17 protein-coding genes and 2 pseudogenes are annotated in these 15,833 nt (G+C 70.2%); 7 read left to right on the top strand and 12 right to left on the bottom strand.

Annotation, left to right across the window (positions count from 1 at the left end):
• Nucleotides 1-5: 5 nt before the first annotated feature.
• Nucleotides 6-707, top strand: coding sequence for a MerR family transcriptional regulator (locus tag K1T34_RS10070; protein ID WP_220247092.1), 702 nt, complete (start codon nt 6-8; stop codon nt 705-707).
• On the opposite strand, the gene K1T34_RS10065 is transcribed toward K1T34_RS10070, so the two are convergent.
• The 6 genes from K1T34_RS10065 to K1T34_RS10040 form a co-directional block, all read right to left on the bottom strand.
• Complete coding sequence (locus K1T34_RS10065; protein ID WP_220244014.1) at nt 694-1,419, bottom strand: SDR family NAD(P)-dependent oxidoreductase; 726 nt, start codon at nt 1,417-1,419, stop codon at nt 694-696. The genes K1T34_RS10070 and K1T34_RS10065 overlap by 14 nt on opposite strands.
• The gene (locus tag K1T34_RS10060; protein ID WP_220244013.1) at nt 1,416-2,093 is read right to left on the bottom strand and encodes a VC0807 family protein; all 678 of its coding nucleotides are present in this window, start codon (nt 2,091-2,093) and stop codon (nt 1,416-1,418) included. The genes K1T34_RS10065 and K1T34_RS10060 overlap by 4 nt, the downstream gene beginning before the upstream one ends.
• Entirely contained in the window at nt 2,090-3,049 is a 960-nt protein-coding gene (locus tag K1T34_RS10055) for a permease prefix domain 1-containing protein (protein WP_220244012.1), read from the bottom strand. The genes K1T34_RS10060 and K1T34_RS10055 overlap by 4 nt, the downstream gene beginning before the upstream one ends.
• Nucleotides 3,046-3,429: a PadR family transcriptional regulator gene (locus K1T34_RS10050; protein ID WP_220244011.1), complete on the bottom strand. Its 384-nt coding sequence runs from the start codon at nt 3,427-3,429 to the stop codon at nt 3,046-3,048. Before K1T34_RS10050 ends, K1T34_RS10055 begins: the two co-directional genes overlap by 4 nt.
• Nucleotides 3,430-3,972: 543 nt before the next feature.
• Nucleotides 3,973-4,227 (bottom strand): WhiB family transcriptional regulator, encoded by a 255-nt coding sequence (locus K1T34_RS10045; RefSeq protein WP_220247091.1) that lies wholly within the window; start codon nt 4,225-4,227, stop codon nt 3,973-3,975.
• 274 nt (nt 4,228-4,501) lie between these two features.
• Nucleotides 4,502-5,428 carry a diacylglycerol kinase family protein gene (locus K1T34_RS10040; RefSeq protein WP_220244010.1) on the bottom strand — a complete coding sequence of 309 codons (927 nt, stop codon included), beginning with the start codon at nt 5,426-5,428 and terminating at the stop codon, nt 4,502-4,504.
• Between the two features lie 349 nt (nt 5,429-5,777).
• On the opposite strand from K1T34_RS10040, the gene K1T34_RS10035 reads away from it, so the two are divergent.
• Nucleotides 5,778-6,260, top strand: a complete 483-nt coding sequence (locus K1T34_RS10035) for a hypothetical protein (protein ID WP_220244009.1) — start codon at nt 5,778-5,780, stop codon at nt 6,258-6,260.
• A 14-nt stretch (nt 6,261-6,274) separates the two neighbouring features.
• Here K1T34_RS10035 and K1T34_RS10030 read toward each other — a convergent pair whose 3' ends face one another.
• Both K1T34_RS10030 and K1T34_RS10025 read right to left on the bottom strand, forming a co-directional pair.
• The gene (locus K1T34_RS10030; RefSeq protein ID WP_220244008.1) at nt 6,275-6,757 is read right to left on the bottom strand and encodes a GNAT family N-acetyltransferase; all 483 of its coding nucleotides are present in this window, start codon (nt 6,755-6,757) and stop codon (nt 6,275-6,277) included.
• Between the two features lie 4 nt (nt 6,758-6,761).
• Entirely contained in the window at nt 6,762-7,352 is a 591-nt protein-coding gene (locus K1T34_RS10025; RefSeq protein WP_220244007.1) for an acid phosphatase, read from the bottom strand.
• A gap of 86 nt (nt 7,353-7,438) precedes the next feature.
• Here K1T34_RS10025 and K1T34_RS10020 point away from each other — a divergent pair.
• Nucleotides 7,439-7,739: pseudogene (locus K1T34_RS10020) on the top strand (hotdog fold domain-containing protein); the annotation flags it as partial.
• Nucleotides 7,740-7,749: 10 nt separating this feature from the next.
• Nucleotides 7,750-9,266: pseudogene (locus K1T34_RS10015) on the top strand (GMC oxidoreductase).
• Between the two features lie 4 nt (nt 9,267-9,270).
• Here the strand turns inward: K1T34_RS10015 and K1T34_RS10010 are convergent.
• From K1T34_RS10010 to K1T34_RS10000, 3 genes are all read right to left on the bottom strand, one after another.
• Complete coding sequence (locus K1T34_RS10010; RefSeq protein WP_220244006.1) at nt 9,271-9,714, bottom strand: MarR family winged helix-turn-helix transcriptional regulator; 444 nt, start codon at nt 9,712-9,714, stop codon at nt 9,271-9,273.
• The gene (locus tag K1T34_RS10005; RefSeq protein ID WP_220244005.1) at nt 9,711-10,124 is read right to left on the bottom strand and encodes an SRPBCC family protein; all 414 of its coding nucleotides are present in this window, start codon (nt 10,122-10,124) and stop codon (nt 9,711-9,713) included. Before K1T34_RS10005 ends, K1T34_RS10010 begins: the two co-directional genes overlap by 4 nt.
• A 67-nt stretch (nt 10,125-10,191) precedes the next feature.
• On the bottom strand, nt 10,192-10,800 hold the full coding sequence (locus K1T34_RS10000) for a dTDP-4-dehydrorhamnose 3,5-epimerase family protein (RefSeq protein WP_220244004.1): 609 nt from the start codon (nt 10,798-10,800) through the stop codon (nt 10,192-10,194).
• A 461-nt stretch (nt 10,801-11,261) separates the two neighbouring features.
• Between K1T34_RS10000 and K1T34_RS09995 the strand changes: the two genes are divergently transcribed.
• The 3 genes from K1T34_RS09995 to K1T34_RS09985 all read left to right on the top strand — a co-directional run bounded on the left by K1T34_RS09995 (nt 11,262) and on the right by K1T34_RS09985 (nt 14,338).
• Complete coding sequence (locus tag K1T34_RS09995; protein ID WP_220244003.1) at nt 11,262-12,452, top strand: NADP-dependent malic enzyme; 1,191 nt, start codon at nt 11,262-11,264, stop codon at nt 12,450-12,452.
• 88 nt (nt 12,453-12,540) lie between these two features.
• Nucleotides 12,541-13,416, top strand: a complete 876-nt coding sequence (locus K1T34_RS09990; RefSeq protein WP_220244002.1) for an LLM class F420-dependent oxidoreductase — start codon at nt 12,541-12,543, stop codon at nt 13,414-13,416.
• A gap of 46 nt (nt 13,417-13,462) precedes the next feature.
• Entirely contained in the window at nt 13,463-14,338 is an 876-nt protein-coding gene (locus tag K1T34_RS09985) for an LLM class F420-dependent oxidoreductase (RefSeq protein WP_220244001.1), read from the top strand.
• A 19-nt stretch (nt 14,339-14,357) separates the two neighbouring features.
• Here K1T34_RS09985 and K1T34_RS09980 read toward each other — a convergent pair whose 3' ends face one another.
• Nucleotides 14,358-15,779: a bis-aminopropyl spermidine synthase family protein gene (locus K1T34_RS09980; RefSeq protein ID WP_220244000.1), complete on the bottom strand. Its 1,422-nt coding sequence runs from the start codon at nt 15,777-15,779 to the stop codon at nt 14,358-14,360.
• Nucleotides 15,780-15,833 lie beyond the last annotated feature (54 nt).

Below are 15,833 nucleotides of genomic sequence, written 5' to 3'. Positions count from 1 at the left end.
TCACCCTGCGACCCATCGACCTCGCGCGGGAGCACGGGTTGTCCGCCCAAGCGGTCCGCAATTACGACGACGCCGGCGTGCTCCCGCCGACCGGACGCAGCGACAGCGGCTACCGCCGCTACACGCCGCTGCACGCGCAGGGCCTGCGCGCCTTCCTAGCGTTGCGCGCGGGCCACGGGCACCAGCCGGCAGTGGAGATCATGCGCTCGATCCACCGCGGTGACACCGAATCCGCCTACCGGCTCATCGACGCCGCGCATGTCGCTCTGCTCGCCGAACGCGACACCCGCACTGAAGTCGCGGCGGCCCTGGGCACCCTGTCCACGGCGCCGGCACCGTTGCAAGGCCCGCCGCTGACCGTCGGCGAGCTCGCGCGACGGCTCGACGTGCACCCGGCGACGCTGCGCGCCTGGGAAACCGAGGGCATCCTGCGTCCTGAACGAAATCGGGCCACCGGTTATCGCGAATACGGCCCGGACTGCGTGCGTGACGCCGAGATCGCCCGGCAGCTCCGCCGTGGCGGTTACCTGTTGCGCCAGGTCGCGCAGTTCCTCGAATCACTGCGCGAGGCGGGCGGGGCCGACGCGTTGAGCGCCTTCCTCGACGCCTGGCAGCATCGGCTCACCGCCCGCAGCCGCGCCCTGCTCGCCGGCGCCGCCCAGCTCGACGCCTACCTCACCTTGCGCGATTCGGTCACGCCTGGCTGAGCTCGACCACCGGGAACTCGACGCGTTCCGGAGCGCGCCCGGCCTGCAGCATCCACGCCTCTCCAGTGCCCTCACCCGAGGCGATCGTCGCGACCGCGGACGCGATTTCCGCCGGAGAAGCCACGGCCAAGCCGTTCGCCACGAGCGTGTCCTTGAGCCCGCCGATCATCCGCGTCTCCACGAACCCCGGGCACACGGCGTTGAGCGTGATCCCCGAATCGGCACAGGCCGGGGCCAGTGACCGCACCAGGCCGATGATCGCGTGCTTGCTCGCCGAGTACACCGGGTCGAACGTGGCCGGCGAGATGCCGGCGAGGCTGGACGTCACCACGATCGCGCCACCGCCATGAGCCCGCAGCGCCGGGACGGCGGCGCGCAGGCCGAACATCGTGCCGTCGACGTTCACCGCCAACGTGCGGCGATAACGCTCCAGGTCGAAGTCGTCGAGGCCGCCCGCGCCGCCGGTGCCGGCGTTGAGGTGCACGACGTCGAGCCCGCCGTACTCGGCCACCGCCGCGGCCACGGCGGCCTCGTTGTCCTCGGGCCGCGTGACGTCGGTGCGCACGAACAGGCCCCCGACCTCGGCGGCGACCTCCGCGCCGGCAGCCTCGTCGACGTCGGCCACCACCACCCGGGCGCCCTCGGCCGCGAAGTGCCGCGCCACGGCGGCACCGATGCCGCTCGAACCTCCGGTGATCAGAACGACGGTCATGCAGGTGATTCCTCTCCGACTTCGGCCGCGATGGCGGCGATGACACTCTTGCGACGGGCGTAGACCCGCGTGGCGACCTCGAGCGCGAGGTACACGGCCACGTACTGCAGCCCGCTGATCAGCGGCACCCGGTCCACGGACAGCGTGTAGGCCAGCACCACGCGCACCCCGGCGTCGAGCACGAGCACCACACCCCACATCGCGGTGGTCACGCGCAGCACGTGGCGGTAGGTGGGCGAGCCGAGCCAGTTGCGCTCCATGCGGTCGCGCGCCTCCTGGCCGAGGAACGACCGCAGCACCTGGTACAGGAACGGTGTCCGCAGCAGCGTCGCCAGCATCCAGAGCCCGGCGGCCGCGGTCATCCAGCCGTCCTTGGCCAGCAGGAACCGCGGGCTGCCGGACAGGAACGACGTCGCGACGCTCAGCACCAGGATGCTCAACGTGAACACCGCGAGCGTGTCCACGCGTCGCTTCGTGACCACCGTCTGCACGGCGCGCACGGCCGGCGGGACGACACCCGCCAGCAGCGCCAGCCACTGGTTGACGCCCAGCGCGCGCAGGCCGTAGAAGAGCGCGGCCGGGGCGACGAGGTTGATGGCGAGGTTGACGATCAGCTCCCGGCGCAGTTCCGGGGGAGTGGTGGGCTTTTCGGGAGGGGCGAGCGTGGTCGTCATCGGACCTCGATCCGCTGACGGTCGCGGTGGCGCCAGGTCTTGGCGAGCACGGCGACGGTGACGGCAGCCAGAACGACCAGGGCGAGCCAGCCGATCCAGCTGCCGGTCTCGGCGAAGCCGCTGCCGAGCGCGGGATCGAGTACGCGCGCCTCGAAGAACAGGTACGCGAGCGGTCCCGTCGCCGCGAGGATGAGCACGGTGCCGGCGACGGCCGTCGCGGGCGTCCAGCGGCCCAGTCGCAGGTTCGCCACCGCCAGTGCGAGCGAAAGCACCAGCACGACAACGAAGAACGGCACCCAGAACCCCCACAACGCGGGGTCGAGAACCGGCACCCGCGCGCCGGAAGCCGTTGTCACGAGCGTGGCCGAACGCTGCACGAACAGCGCCACCACCAGCAGGACCGCCAGCACGATGCCGCTGCCGACTTCGTTCCACGTGGTGGTCGCCGTGGCGTCGGAGAACGGGAGCTGGTCGGGTTTCCAGTCCTCGTCGGGTTCGCCGGGGCCGCGCTCGCTGCCGAAGCGCTCGACGAGTACATAAAGGACAGTGATCGCGACGAGCAGGTACATCGCGACGGTCAACGTGGCGCCCAGCGGCGAAAAGATCGCCGCCGCAACGTTTTCGCCGCGCACCCAGTGCCCGATCCCGTTCACGACGTAGGTGATGGGCAGGACGGTCGCGCTCAGCAGGCGCACCGCCCGGGCGTAGTCCGGGTAGGTGGCCGGCCCGATCAGCGCGGTCGCCTTGTCGGCGTACCGCGTCGCCAGTTGCGCCGGGTCGCCGAGCTCGGCCAGCGCCGCGTACTCGGCCTGGCCCGGGCTCTCCCCGAGCGAGACCCGTGCGTCGACGTCGTCGGCGATCGCGGCCCGCAGCTCGCGGTCGATCTCGCCGCGGTGCTTGCCCGAGACATGCCGCACGGCGGCGGCCACATATCGGTCGGTGAGTGTGGTGCTCATGGTTGTTCCCCCAGTTCGGTGTCTTCTTCGGTCTTCGTCTCCGGGTCCGCTTCGGTGTCCAGCAGGCTCAGCGCCGTGTCGATGGCCTGCCACTCCTTCTGCAGCTCCCGCGCGAGCCGCAGCCCGTCGCGGCTGGTGCGGTAGAACTTCCGCGGCCGGGTGCCCGAGGTGTCCCACTCGCTGGTCAGCAGCCCTTGACCCTCCAGGCGGCGCAACAGCGGGTACAGCGTGTTGGCCGGCGCGGGCACCCCCGCGCGCTCCAGTGCGTCGAGCAGCCCGTAGCCGTACCCGGGCTTCTGCAGCGCCAGCAGGCTCGCCAGCACGACCGTCCCTCGCCACAGCTCCTGCCGATGCGCGTCCAGCAAGTCGGTGTCTTTCACGCTTGCCACGATAGTGTGCGAGACACAGTATCGTCAAATGGCAATGCTGTGCGAGGCGGCAGGGTGTGCGAGAGGGGGTGCCACGCAAGCTCGGGTCGCGTCGCGTTCAGGAGTCGTTCGGCAAACGTTCAACCGACGGGTAGCCGTTCATCGGGAACGCGGCCGGCGGAGCGAGCTCACGACGGCGGCAAGGCGCGTCAAACGCGAAAGATCTTCTACCCCAGGGCAATCGGCCGCGGAGGTCGGTCCACAACGGACGGCCGGCGGGCGACTGGGTCGGCGGCACGGAAGAGGGCGACGCCGAAAGAACCCCGGACACGCCGAAGGGCCGGTACCGAACGAATCGGTACCGGCCCTCACGACGTTCCGCGGGAGGACTTGTTCAGTCCTGGTGAGGTGCAGTGCACCCGGGTGCGGGTGGTTTCACCTCGGTTGTTACGCTTAAACCGGATGGGTATCGCCCCAAGTCGCAGGCGGAGAGGACAAAGAAAAGCCCCTGCGACGAATCCAGTTCAGGGTTGTGGTGCTTCTGAGCCTTCAGGCTCAGGCGATGGTACGCGTGCCGATCTGCGTACGGCGGCGCTTGAGCGCGCGTCGCTCGTCCTCGCTCATGCCGCCCCACACGCCGGCGTCCTGGCCGCTGGCAAGAGCCCAGGCCAAGCAGTCGGAAGCGACGGTGCAGCGGTGGCACACGGCCTTCGCCTCGGAGACCTGCAGCAGAGCCGGACCGCTGGTTCCCACCGGGAAGAACAGCTCGGGGTCCTCGTCTCGGCAGGACGCGTCGTGGCGCCAGTCCATGTTCGTGAGCTCCTTCATAGTGGCGCGGGAGGGCCGCGCCACAGTCGTCATGGCGGTCGTGTTTTTGGGTGCTTGTGAATGCTTTCACGAAGCACCGCGTTCGACAAGGGTTTCCCGAAGATCGGTGAGTCAGCTCACCCGGCCGAGCGACGCCTCTGACCTGCGGTTTCTGTCCGAAACAGACCGCCCGGCGGAAGCGCGATGCGGTGAGCGGAGGTTCTGGGTCGACGAGCGGCAAGATGCACTTTGCCGCAGGCGATCAGTGGTCGCACCGTCACACGATTACTGTGAGTGCATCCTGCACGCTCTGGAATTCCACTCGCGTCCGCTGCCCGACGAGGTCCCCGTCGACCTGGAAGTTCACCGGTTCAGCTGCGTCGATGCGGATCATCGGCACGTCGTCGCGGCGCATCAGACGACGCCCGTGTTGGTCGCTCTTCGTGAGCAAAGCTTGGCGTACATGCGTGAACACGGTGGGCAACCGCAGACCGTTCAACGCGAACAGGCCCAATCCTGTCTCGAACGAGCAACCCGAGTTGAGGTGGACGGCGCGATCACCCAGGTAGGTCCACGGATCGGTGTTGGACACGAACGCGGTCACCACCTCGGCGGGTTCCTCGCCCGGGATCCGCACGGTCAGGGCGGGCCGGCCCATCGGCGGCCGGAAGTAGGAGCCCACTGAAGCGCGTAGATAGAGAGCGGCGCTCGTTTCCTTGCCCCGCCGCTTCGCCACGCGGCCCACCACGTCGGCGTCCCAGCCGAGCCCGGCGTTGAAGGTGAACCAGTGCCCGTCGGCGAGCCCGAGCCCGATGCGACGGCGCCGGTCGTTCTCCAGCGCGATCAGCAGCTGGTGCGTGGCTTCGACGGGATCCACGGGAAGGCCGAGGGCGCGCGCGAACACGTTGGCCGAGCCGCCGGGCACCACGCCGAGCATCGGGACGCACCCGAGCCGGCCCGGGTCGCCGGTGGAGTCCGCGAGGAGACCGTTGACGACCTCGTTGACCGTACCGTCGCCGCCGTGGGCCACGACCAGGTCGAAACCGTCGCGGGCCGCCGAGCGCGCCACGGCCATCGCGTGGCCGCGGTAGTCCGTCTCGACGACGTCGAGCTTCACCTGGCTGGCCAGCGCGTGCGCCAGCACATCCCGGCCACCGGCGGTGGTCGAGGTGGCCTGGGGGTTCACGACGAGGATGGCGCGCACTTCCCCACCGTAGGTGACGTTCGCCCGGGTGGAGAACCTTCGACGGCACAAGGTGACGCGAAGCTCAACACGGGGAACGGCGCTCCAGATGCACCGAAGGAGTGCGCCAGTACTGCGTCCGGTGACCCTGTGCCGGGCGATCCTCCCTTGCGTACGGCGAACATCCGCTCGTCGTGACAAGTGCACCCGGGCCGACCGCCCGCTCATCGACGACAACCCCGATTTTCACGTGCCCGGCGCCCCGCGAAAACGGCCGACCGGGTGGCATACGATCGAAACCGCTCACCCACCGTGACCCGTGCAGGTCGGGTCGCTGTGCTCCCGCAAAGCAGCTTGGAAGGCCGCACCCGTGTCGCTCGACGAGAACCAGCCGCCCACCCCGTTCGAGGTCCGGCTGGCCGGGATCCTCACCGCGCTGCCCGGTCTCGGGCTCCTGGTGCTGGGCGTCGTGATCCTCGTGCGCGGCCTGCAGGAACCTTCTCAGCCGGGCAACAACATCTGGGCCGAGTTCGGCACCTACGCGGTGCTGGCGATCGCGTTCCTGGCCGCCTCGGCGGGGCTGGTCCTCGGCCGGCAGTGGGCGCGCTCGCCCGGTGTCGTGGTCGCGCTGCTGCTCATGGGCATCGGCTGGTACGTGCTCGGCCCGTCCGGCCAGCCGGCCTGGGGTGTGCCGATCGGCGTGTGCGGCCTCGCGGCGCTCGTGCTGCTCTTCCGCCGCCCGGCCCGCGCGTGGGCGCTCGGCCTGCGCGAAGGCGAGACGGAGGAAGAAGCAGCCGAACGCGGTGGCCTCGCCGGGCGCCGCGAGGAACGCGAGCGCCACGACGAGGATTGACGGGCCTGGCTGCGTCAGCTTTCGGAGGCCAGCGCCTTCAGCGGCGCGTCCGTGAGCCGGTAGGTGGTCCACTCGTCCTGCGGCAGCGCACCGAGTGCCCGGTAGAACCCGACGGCCGGGTTCCAGTTCAGCACTGCCCACTCCAGTCGCTGGTAACCCTGCTCGACGCACTCGGCGGCCAGCGCCGCGAGCAGCGCCTTGCCCAGCCCCGAGCCACGCAGCTCGGCGCGCACGAACAGGTCTTCCAGGTAGATGCCGTGCGTGCCGCGCCAGGTCGAGAAGCTCAGGAACCACAACGCGAACCCGGCGACCCGGCCGTCGACTTCCGCGACGTGGCCGAACAACGCCGGCGCGGGGCCGAACAACGCTTTGTGCAGTTGCGGCGCTTCGAGGTGGCATTCGTCCGGCGCGCGCTCGAACTCGGCGAGCGCGTAGACCAGTTCCACCACGGCGTCGACGTCTTCGGGCCGGATCCGCCGGATGCGGGGGTCGGGCAAGCGCTCAGCCTTCCAGTGCGGGCAGCAGGTTCAGGTGCTCGACCTGGGGCTCGCCGCGTTCGTCGCCCAGCACGGCGATGCCGGCCGGGTCCAGTCCGAAGTGGACACCCGCGGTGGACGACAGGCGCACCCAGCGCGCCACCAGCACGCGGCTGAAGTGCCCGTGGCCCACCAGGACCACGTCGCCGTTGTCGATTTCGCGGCGTGCCCGATCGAGGACCTTGTCGGCGCGCGCGGCGACGTCGGCGGCGCTCTCGCCGCCGGGGATCGCGTGCGTCCACACGGTCCAGCCCGGGTCCGTTTCGCGGATCACGGGCGTGGTCAGGCCTTCGTACTCGCCGTAGTCCCACTCGGCGAGGTCTTCGGTGAGTTCGTCCACGCGCAGGCCGGCGAGCTCGGCCGTGCGCTTCGCGCGTTCGCGCGGGCTCGAGATCACGAGCTTGGGGCCGCCAAGCAGGGTGCGCAGGGTGCCGCCCGCCGCGCGCGCCTGGTCCTCACCCGCCGCCGTGAGCGGGATGTCGGTGCGTCCGGTGTGCCTGCCGTTGACGGACCACTCGGTCTGGCCGTGTCTGAGGAGGAAAAGCCGATGTGCCACGAGCCCGAATATAGCCCCGCTCCCGTTTGTGGGCAGGTCGCGTACTGTGTTTACCTACTGACGAGTAGGTAGATGGGGAGGTTCCGATGGGCACGAGCCCGACGTTCGCGCTGCGGCGCCGGCTGGCCGGCAAACCGGGCGGTAAGCAGCTGTTTTCCGCGGCGATGTGCCTGCGCGTGCCCTATTTCGCCGACCGTGCTGCCGTCGGTGCGGCAGCTGCGTCCGGGGCACTGTTCGGTCACCGCGCCGAAGTGGTGGGGTGTCCACAACCACATCCGGACCTTTCACGCGATCGCCGCGTGCAACCTCGCGGAGATCGCGATGGGCATGCTCGCGGAGGCGACCGTGCCGCCGTCGCACCGCTGGCTGCCCAAGGGGATGGACGTGCGGCGCCACCGTGAACACGCCCCTGCCCGGGTATTCGCCCGCCGTGATCATCGGGACCGGTTACGGCGCCGCGGCCACCGCGTTGCGCCTCGGCGAGGCCGGTGTGCCCACGCTGATGCTCGAAATGGGGCAGCTATGGCACGATCCCGGGCCTGACGGCAAGTTTTCTGCGAGATGCTGAACCCCGACCAGCGCTCGATGTGGTTCAAGAACCGCACGCAGGCGCCGCTCGCGTCGTTCCTGTGGCTCGACATCGCCAACCACGACATCAAGCCGTATGCCGGGGTGCTCGACCGCGTGAACTACGGCGACATGTCCGTGTACCTCGGCCGCGGCGTCGGCGGCGGCTCGCTGGTCAACGGCGCGATGGCCGTGACGCCGAAACGTTCGTACTTCGAGGAAATTCTGCCGCGCGTGGACGCCGACGAGATGTACGAAATGTACTTCCCGCGCGCGCGGGCCGGGCTCGGCGTGAACTCCGTGGACGAGCAGTGGTTCGAGGCCTGCCGCTCCTACCAATACGCGCGCGTTTCGCGGAAAGCCGCGCAGAAAGCCGGTTTCACGACGACTTTCGTGCCCAGCGTTTACGACTTCTCATACTTGGAGCAGGAAGAGGCCGGCACCGTCGAACGCTCCGCGCTCGCGTCGGAAGTGATCTACGGCAACAACCACGGAAAGCGTTCGCTCGACAAGTCCTACCTCGCGGCCGCGCTGGGCACCGGGCACGTGACGGTCCAGACGCTGCACGAGGTCCGCGAAATCATCCAGCAGCCCGACGGCGCGTACACGCTGGTGGTGCGCGAAATCGACCCGTACGGCGCGGTCGTGGCCACCAAGCGCGTGAGCACGAAGCACCTCTTCCTCGGCGCCGGCAGTGTCGGTTCCACCGAACTGTTGTTGCGGGCAAGGGAAACCGGCCGCCTGCCGGACCTGCCTGACGCCGTGGGCCAGGGCTGGGGCACCAACGGCAACGTGATGCTCGGGCGCGCCAACCACGTCTGGGACACCACGGGCAGCCTGCAGTCCGGCATGCCCGCGCTCGGCATCGACAACTGGAACGACCCCGTGCACCCGGTCTTCGCGGAGATCGCGCCCGTGCCGGCCGGGCTCGAGACGTGGGTGAGCCTGTACCTGGCGATCACGAAGAACCCGGAACGTGGGCACTTCACCTACGATGTGGCTTCGGATTCGGCGAAACTGCAGCGGACCGCCGCGCAAGGCCAGCCGTCGATCGATGCGGTGAAGGCGATGTTCGACAAGATCAACGCGGCCAACGTCGCCATCTACCGCTACGACCTCTTTGGCGACACCCGCCCGTTCGAGAACCGGTTCACCTATCACCCCCTCGGCGGCCTCGTCCTCGGCGACGCGACGGACGACTACGGGCGCGTGAAGGGCTACCGCAACCTCTACGTGACGGACGGCTCGCTCATCCCGGGCAGCACGGGCGTGAACCCGTTCGTCACGATCACGGCCCTGGCCGAGCGCAACGTCGAACGGGTGCTGGCGGAGGACGTGCTGGTCTGAGCTCTCATGTCCCGAGCTCGGCCAGCGCGGACACGAACCCACCGGTCCGCTCGCCGAGCCCGCCGAAGAACCGTGCGTCTGCGTCTTCGACGTCGTGCAACGCTTTCGCGACGAGCGCCGAGCCGGCTTCGGTGAGCTGCACCCGCTTCGCGCGCGCGTCGGCCGGATCGTCGGCGCGCGTGAGCAGGCCGCGGTCCGCGAGCTTGCGCACGACCTGGCTGGTCATCATCGTGTCCGTGCCGGCCTGCTCGGCGAGCTGCCGCTGCGTGGGCGGCTCGCCGGAGCGCGTGAGCCACCACGTGGTGGTGAGCAGCACGAACTGGACGTGCGTGAGGTCGTGCGGCGCCAGCGCGGCACGCATCACGCGTTGCCAGGCCAGCGTGACGCGCCACAGCAGGAAGCCGGGGCTCTCGTCGGGACCGGGCAGGCGGGACTCCGGAGCGGTCATGCCCGCAAGGATGCCTCGGCCAGCCGTGCCAGCGCGCGCACGGCGTCCGGGGTGTCCTCGGTGACGGCCGGGCCCAGCTCCGGTGGTCCGTCCACCGTCACGCGGTAGACGATGCGCGTGCCGTCTTCGGCGTCCTCCAGCCAGTGCTCGAAGACGAGCGTGGCGTCGGGCAGCCGGGTCTCGTCGGTGAACCCGCGGCCGTCGTCGACGGCGGTGAGCGTGAACGGGATCGGCGGCTGGTCCGGCATCGTCATGGTGCCGCTGGTGCCCGCCTCGAACGGGCCGTCCAGCACGACTTCCCGCAGGCCCGCGTCCCATTCGGGCCAGCGCGACGTGTCCGTCCACAGTGGCCAGACGGACGACGCGGGCGCGGTGGTGGTCTCGGCGTGCTCGTACTCGTACAGTGCCATGCGGGCATATTATATGCACGCATATTAAAGGCGCAACAGCGAGAATCGGCCGTGGGTCGGCCGGAACTCAGTGGTGAGCCGAGCGCAGCTTCTCGTAGTAGGCCGTGCAATCCGCGTACGACGGCAGCAGCCCCTGTGCCTCGGCCTCCGCCAGTGTCGGGGCGGAACCGTCCTTTTCGGACACGATCGGCGTCAGATCGGCGGGCCACGGCAGGTCGAGCGCGGGGTCGAGCGGGCTGATGCCGTGCTCGCCCGACGGGTTGTACGGCTCGGAGCACAGGTACGCCATCGCCGTGTTGTCCTCGAGCGCCACGAACGCGTGGCCCAGGCCCTCAGCGACGTACACGGCGCGGAAGTCCTTGGCGTCGAGCAGGACGGAGTCCCACTGGCCGAAGGTGGGGGAGCCGGTGCGCACGTCGACGATCACGTCGAGCAGGGAACCGGCGGGGCAGTAGACGTATTTCGCCTGGCCCGGCGGTACGTCGGCGAAGTGCACGCCGCGGATGGTGCCGCGGCGGGAGACGCTGTGGTTGGTCTGGCCCATGCGCATCGGGTGCCCGGTGGCGCTCAGCAGCGCCTCTTCCTGGAACGGCGCCACGAAGAGTCCGCGCTCGTCGTGGAACGCGCGGGGGGTGAACTCGTAGGCGTCGGCGACCTTCAGTGGGCGGAATTGCATGCGCTCACCTTATCGAGTGCCGCGCGGCGCGAAATGCGGGTGGCCGCGGTCCGTCGTGGTCACTGAATCGGTTCGGAACCATTCAACAAAACCGGACGGACGTCTTGGGAATAGGGGATTTTCGGCGGTTTTCCTCGGGAAGTCCACTGAATCTGTGACATGAGCCGCACCGAGGGTCCGCCTCCGGAGGGGCTCCTGTCATGATTGGGAGACCGCAGCGTCCGCGGCCATCAGCCACACCCCACGGATCGGATGGCCGCTGTGACGCCTCGCCGACAGGCCGGCGCTACCGCGCTGGGCTGCCGTCCGGAGGACAAGTTCCAAGGGTGCGCGGGTGCGCCTTCGCCCGCTGCCAGTGGTCCCCCGCTCGCAGTCCCAGGAGTAATTCAGTGACGCAGATCCACCCCGCGAGTTCCGCGATCGCCGAGGGGCGAACGCCGGAAACGACGACAGGAACCCCGATGACCGACCAGGCCAGCACCGCCGCCACCGCCGCGCCGGTGACGGACGCCGAGATCTTCGCCGGGCACGAGGGCGGCAAGCTCTCCGTGGCGGCCACCCGGCCCATCTCCGACCCGCGCGACCTCTCGATCGCCTACACGCCCGGCGTGGCGAAGGTGAGCCGCGCGATCGCCGAGGACGCCGCCCAGGCGAAGCGGTACACCTGGGCCGACCGTCTCGTGGTGGTCGTCAGCGACGGCACGGCGGTGCTCGGCCTCGGCGACATCGGCGCGAGCGCGTCGTTGCCCGTCATGGAGGGCAAGTCGGTGCTGTTCAAGACGTTCGGCGGCCTCGACTCGATTCCGCTGGTGCTCGACACCACCGATGTCGACGAGATCGTGGAGACGCTGGTGCGCCTTCGCCCGTCGTTCGGCGCGGTGAACCTGGAGGACGTCTCGGCGCCGCGGTGCTTCGAGCTCGAGGACAAGCTCAAGGCCGCGCTCGACTGCCCGGTCATGCACGACGACCAGCACGGCACCGCGATCGTCACGCTCGCTGCGCTGCGCGGGGCGAACCTGGTGCTGGACCGCGCGATCGCCGACCAGCGCGTGGTCATCTCGGGTGCGGGCGCGGCGGGGGTGGCCTGCGCGAAGATCCTGCAGGAGGCCGGTGTCGGCGACGTCACGGTGCTCGACTCGCGCGGCATCATCCACTCGGGACGCGAGGGTCTGAACCCGATCAAGCAGCAGCTGGCCACGACCACCAACTCCTCCGGTCTCACCGGCGGTCTCGAAGCCGCGCTGAAGGGCGCCGACGTGTTCCTCGGCCTGTCCAGCGCGACGATCGACCCCGAGCTGCTCGGCTCGATGGCCGACGACCCGATCGTGTTCGCACTGTCCAATCCGGACCCGGAGGTGCACCCGGCCGACGCGGCGCGCTACGCGGCGATCGTCGCCACCGGGCGCAGCGACTTCCCGAACCAGATCAACAACGTCCTGGCGTTCCCCGGCGTCTTCCGCGGCGCCCTCGACGCCGGTGCGCGCGCGATCACCGAGAACATGAAGCTGGCCGCGGCCGACGCCATCGTCTCCGTCGCGACCGACGACCTCGGCCCCGACCGCATCGTGCCGAGCCCGCTCGACCCGCGCGTCGCCCCTGAGGTCGCGGCGGCCGTCGCCAAGGCCGCGGTGGTCGACGGTGTGACCGGCTGAGTTCTTCCTGCCGAAAAGGGGCTCCTCTATGGTGAGGAGCCCCTTTTTTGGACTCGCCGGTCCATTTTTTCCGGGCCATGCTGAGGTGATGAAGATCGAACTCGGTCAGTACGGCATCTTCCAGATCGGCGCCCTGACCACTCCCGACATGGCCAAGGAGATCGAGGCGCTCGGCTTCACCACGCTGTGGGTGGCGGCCATGCCCGTCGACCTGGCGGGCATCGACGAGCTGCTCGAGGCGACGTCGACGCTCGTCGTCGCCACGGGCATCCTCAACATCTGGTATGGCGACCCGGCCACCGCCGCTGCCGCGTACCACCGGATCAGCACGCGGTTCCCCGGCCGGTTCTGGCTCGGGCTCGGTGTGGGGCACCGCGAGCAGACGCAGCAGTTCGCCAAGCCGCTGGCGGCGACCAAGGCGTACCTCGACGGCCTCGACGCCGCGGGCGTGCCCGTGGAAGGCCGCGGTCTCGCCGCGCTGGGCCCGAAGATGCTCGAGCTCGCGGCCTCGCGCACGGGTGGGGCCGTGCCGTACCTCGTGACGCCCGAGCACACGCGGCTCGCCCGTGAGGCCCTCGGTCCCTCGCTCCTGCTGGCGCCCGAGCAGAAGGTGCTGCTGGACCCGGACCCGGCGCGGGCGCGCGAGACGGCCCGGCCGCGGGTCACGGCGGCGTACCTCAAGCTGGCCAACTACACCAACAGTCTGCGCCGCCTGGGCTTCACCGACGAGGACCTCTCCGGGGACGGCAGCGACCGGCTGCTCGACTCCCTCGTGGCGCACGGCGACGCGGCCACCATCTCGGCTCGCCTCGGCGAGCACTTGGCGGCAGGCGCGAACCACGTCGCGATCCAGGTGATCACCGGCGCGACCGTCGAGCATCCCGACTTCCCCGGGATCGAGCTGCCGAGCTACGACGACGAGATCCTGGCCGTCTACCGGGCGCTGGCGGCCGAGCTCTTCTGACGCTCTGGACTTGCCGGTCCATTTTTCTGTCGCCACGCTGGGGGGCATGACGATCGACCTCGGCGCCTACGGCGTCTGGCAACCGGCCGCTCTGACCACCCCGGCGATGGCGAAGGAGATCGAGCAGCTCGGCTTCTCCACGTTGTGGGCCGCCGGCCCACCAACCGACCTCGCGGGCCTCGACGAACTCCTCGAAGCCACCTCGACGCTCGTGGTCGGCACGAGCATCCTCAACATCTGGCACGGTGACCCCGCCGTCGCCGCGAAGTCGTACCACCGGCTGGTTTCGCGGTTCCCCGGCCGGTTCTGGCTCGGCATCGGCGCGGGTCACCCGGAGCAGACGCGGGAGTTCACCAAGCCGCTCGCCGCGATGAAGAGCTACCTCGACGGCCTCGACGAGGGCGGCGTTCCGGTGGAGGGCCGCGCGATCGCCGCGCTGGGGCCGAAGATGCTGGAGCTCACGGCTTCGCGCGCGGGCGGGTCGGTGCCCTACCTCGTGCCGCCGTCGCACACGCGGCTTTCGCGTGCGGCGCTCGGCCCTTCCGCGCTGCTGGCGCCCGAGCAGAAGGTGGTGCTCGACACGGACCCGGCTCGCGCCCGTGACACGGCGCGGCCGCGCATCAAACACCCGTACCTGGGCCTCACCAACTACACCAGCAACCTGCGTCGATTGGGTTTCACCGACGAAGACCTGACCGGCGACGGCAGCGACCGCCTCATCGACGCCGTCGTCGCCCACGGCGACGCGGCCGCTATCGCCGGGCAGCTCGGCGAACACCACAATCAGGGCGCGAACCATGTCGCCATCCAGGTGATCACCACCCGCCACGCCACCCACCCGGCCATTCCGGACGTCGAACTGCAGGTCTACGACGACGAGGTCTTCAGTGTCTACAAGGCACTGGCCGCGGAACTGTTCTGAGCCACTGCGGTCCCCGGCTTCAGCGCAGCAGTTCCACCAGCCGGTGCCGCGGCACGTCGACCAGCCGGAGGTCCACCAGCTCGCCCGGCACGTCGAGCGCGACGTTCGCCAGCCGCGCGTGCGCCCGGGTCAGGACCTCCGACGGGTCGTCGACCATGTCCGCGGTGACCACGGCGTGGCGGTTGTCCGGCGTGCTGCGCAGGAACCGCAGGCGGTACTTGCCGGCCATGAGGTCGGTGAGTGCCGCCTGCGAGGCCGCGTCGGCGAGGTCCGGGTGGTTGTTGGGCACGAGCAGGGCCAGGCGGCGGGCGTTGGTGCCGAGCAGGGTGCGCAGCAGCCACGGGCCGGGGTCCGCGGTGAGGTCCATGGCGACGGCGTCACCCTCGGGCGCGGACATCGACCAGTCGACGGGCCGGGTTTCCAGGGCCAGACCGCCTTCGGAGGCGATGTCGCGCAACGCGGACAGCAGCGTCGGTTTCGTGCCGGTGGCCTCCACGGACTGCGGCCCGTGGGTGTAGATGGCCGACTTTCCCTTGCCCCGGCCCGTTTTGCGGGCCTTCGCGGTGGGCTGGCAGACGTAGAGGTCGGCGGCGGCGCCGATGGCCTGGGCGCCGTCGTAGCGGTTGAAGTCGGGCAGGATCGCTTCGAACGTGAGCCCGAGCGTCGCCAGCGAACGCTGCACCTGGGCTCCGAGTGCGGGGTGGCGGGGGCTGTAGCCGTAGGCCAGCAGGATGCGGCCCTCGGTCGGCTCGCGCAGCGCCTGCACGGCGCGAGCGGCGAACAGCCCCATGCCGTCCGGGGTGTAGGGCGGATCACTGAAGACGAGGTCCGCGCGGCCCGTCACGGCGGGCGGCAGGCCGACCCGCAGGTCGGCGTGCGCGGTGGCGACCTTCCGGTCGCTGGTGGAGTCCAGGTAGGACAGAACGCGCTCGTCGAGGTCCACCACGGTCAGCTCGGCCTCGGGGCACACGGCGTGCACGGCCAGCGAGGTCAGGTCGTGGTCGCCGAGGAAGAGCAGGCGGGAGCGGCGCAGGTCGTAGCGGGCGTTGAGCCACAAAGCACGCCGCAGCACCGTCTCGGGCGTCGCCTGCACGTGGTCGAGGGCGGCGAGCGGCGCCGGCACACCGGCGACCCAGCCGGAAATCGACGCGAGCAGCTCGGAATGCGCGGCCACGGCGTCGTCGAGCGGATCGGGCAACCGCGGCAAGCGGTACGCCTCGTACTCGGGCAGCGCGGCGGGTGCGATCCGGATACCTGCGGCGGAACGCTCCAAATCACGCTCCAGCGCGGCCAGCACGTCCTCGACACTGCGCCGGGGCGCCGCGGCCAGGCGCACCAGGTCGGCCAGCTCGCGGGGACCCGTGCGGAGCAGGTCGATCACCTCGTACAGCGGGCGTACGCCGGCGCCGTGCGCGGTCAGGAGGTCGTCGAGAGCGGTCACGAGCGCCCAGCCTACTGTGCTGCTCGTTACCAATCCGGCCACAGCCACGGCGGG

Origin of the sequence: Amycolatopsis sp. DSM 110486 (assembly GCF_019468465.1) — a bacterium.
Classification (GTDB): Bacteria; Actinomycetota; Actinomycetes; order Mycobacteriales; family Pseudonocardiaceae; genus Amycolatopsis.
Note: the sequence above shows the minus strand (reverse complement) of the source record. Positions and strands in the feature narration are given on the sequence as shown.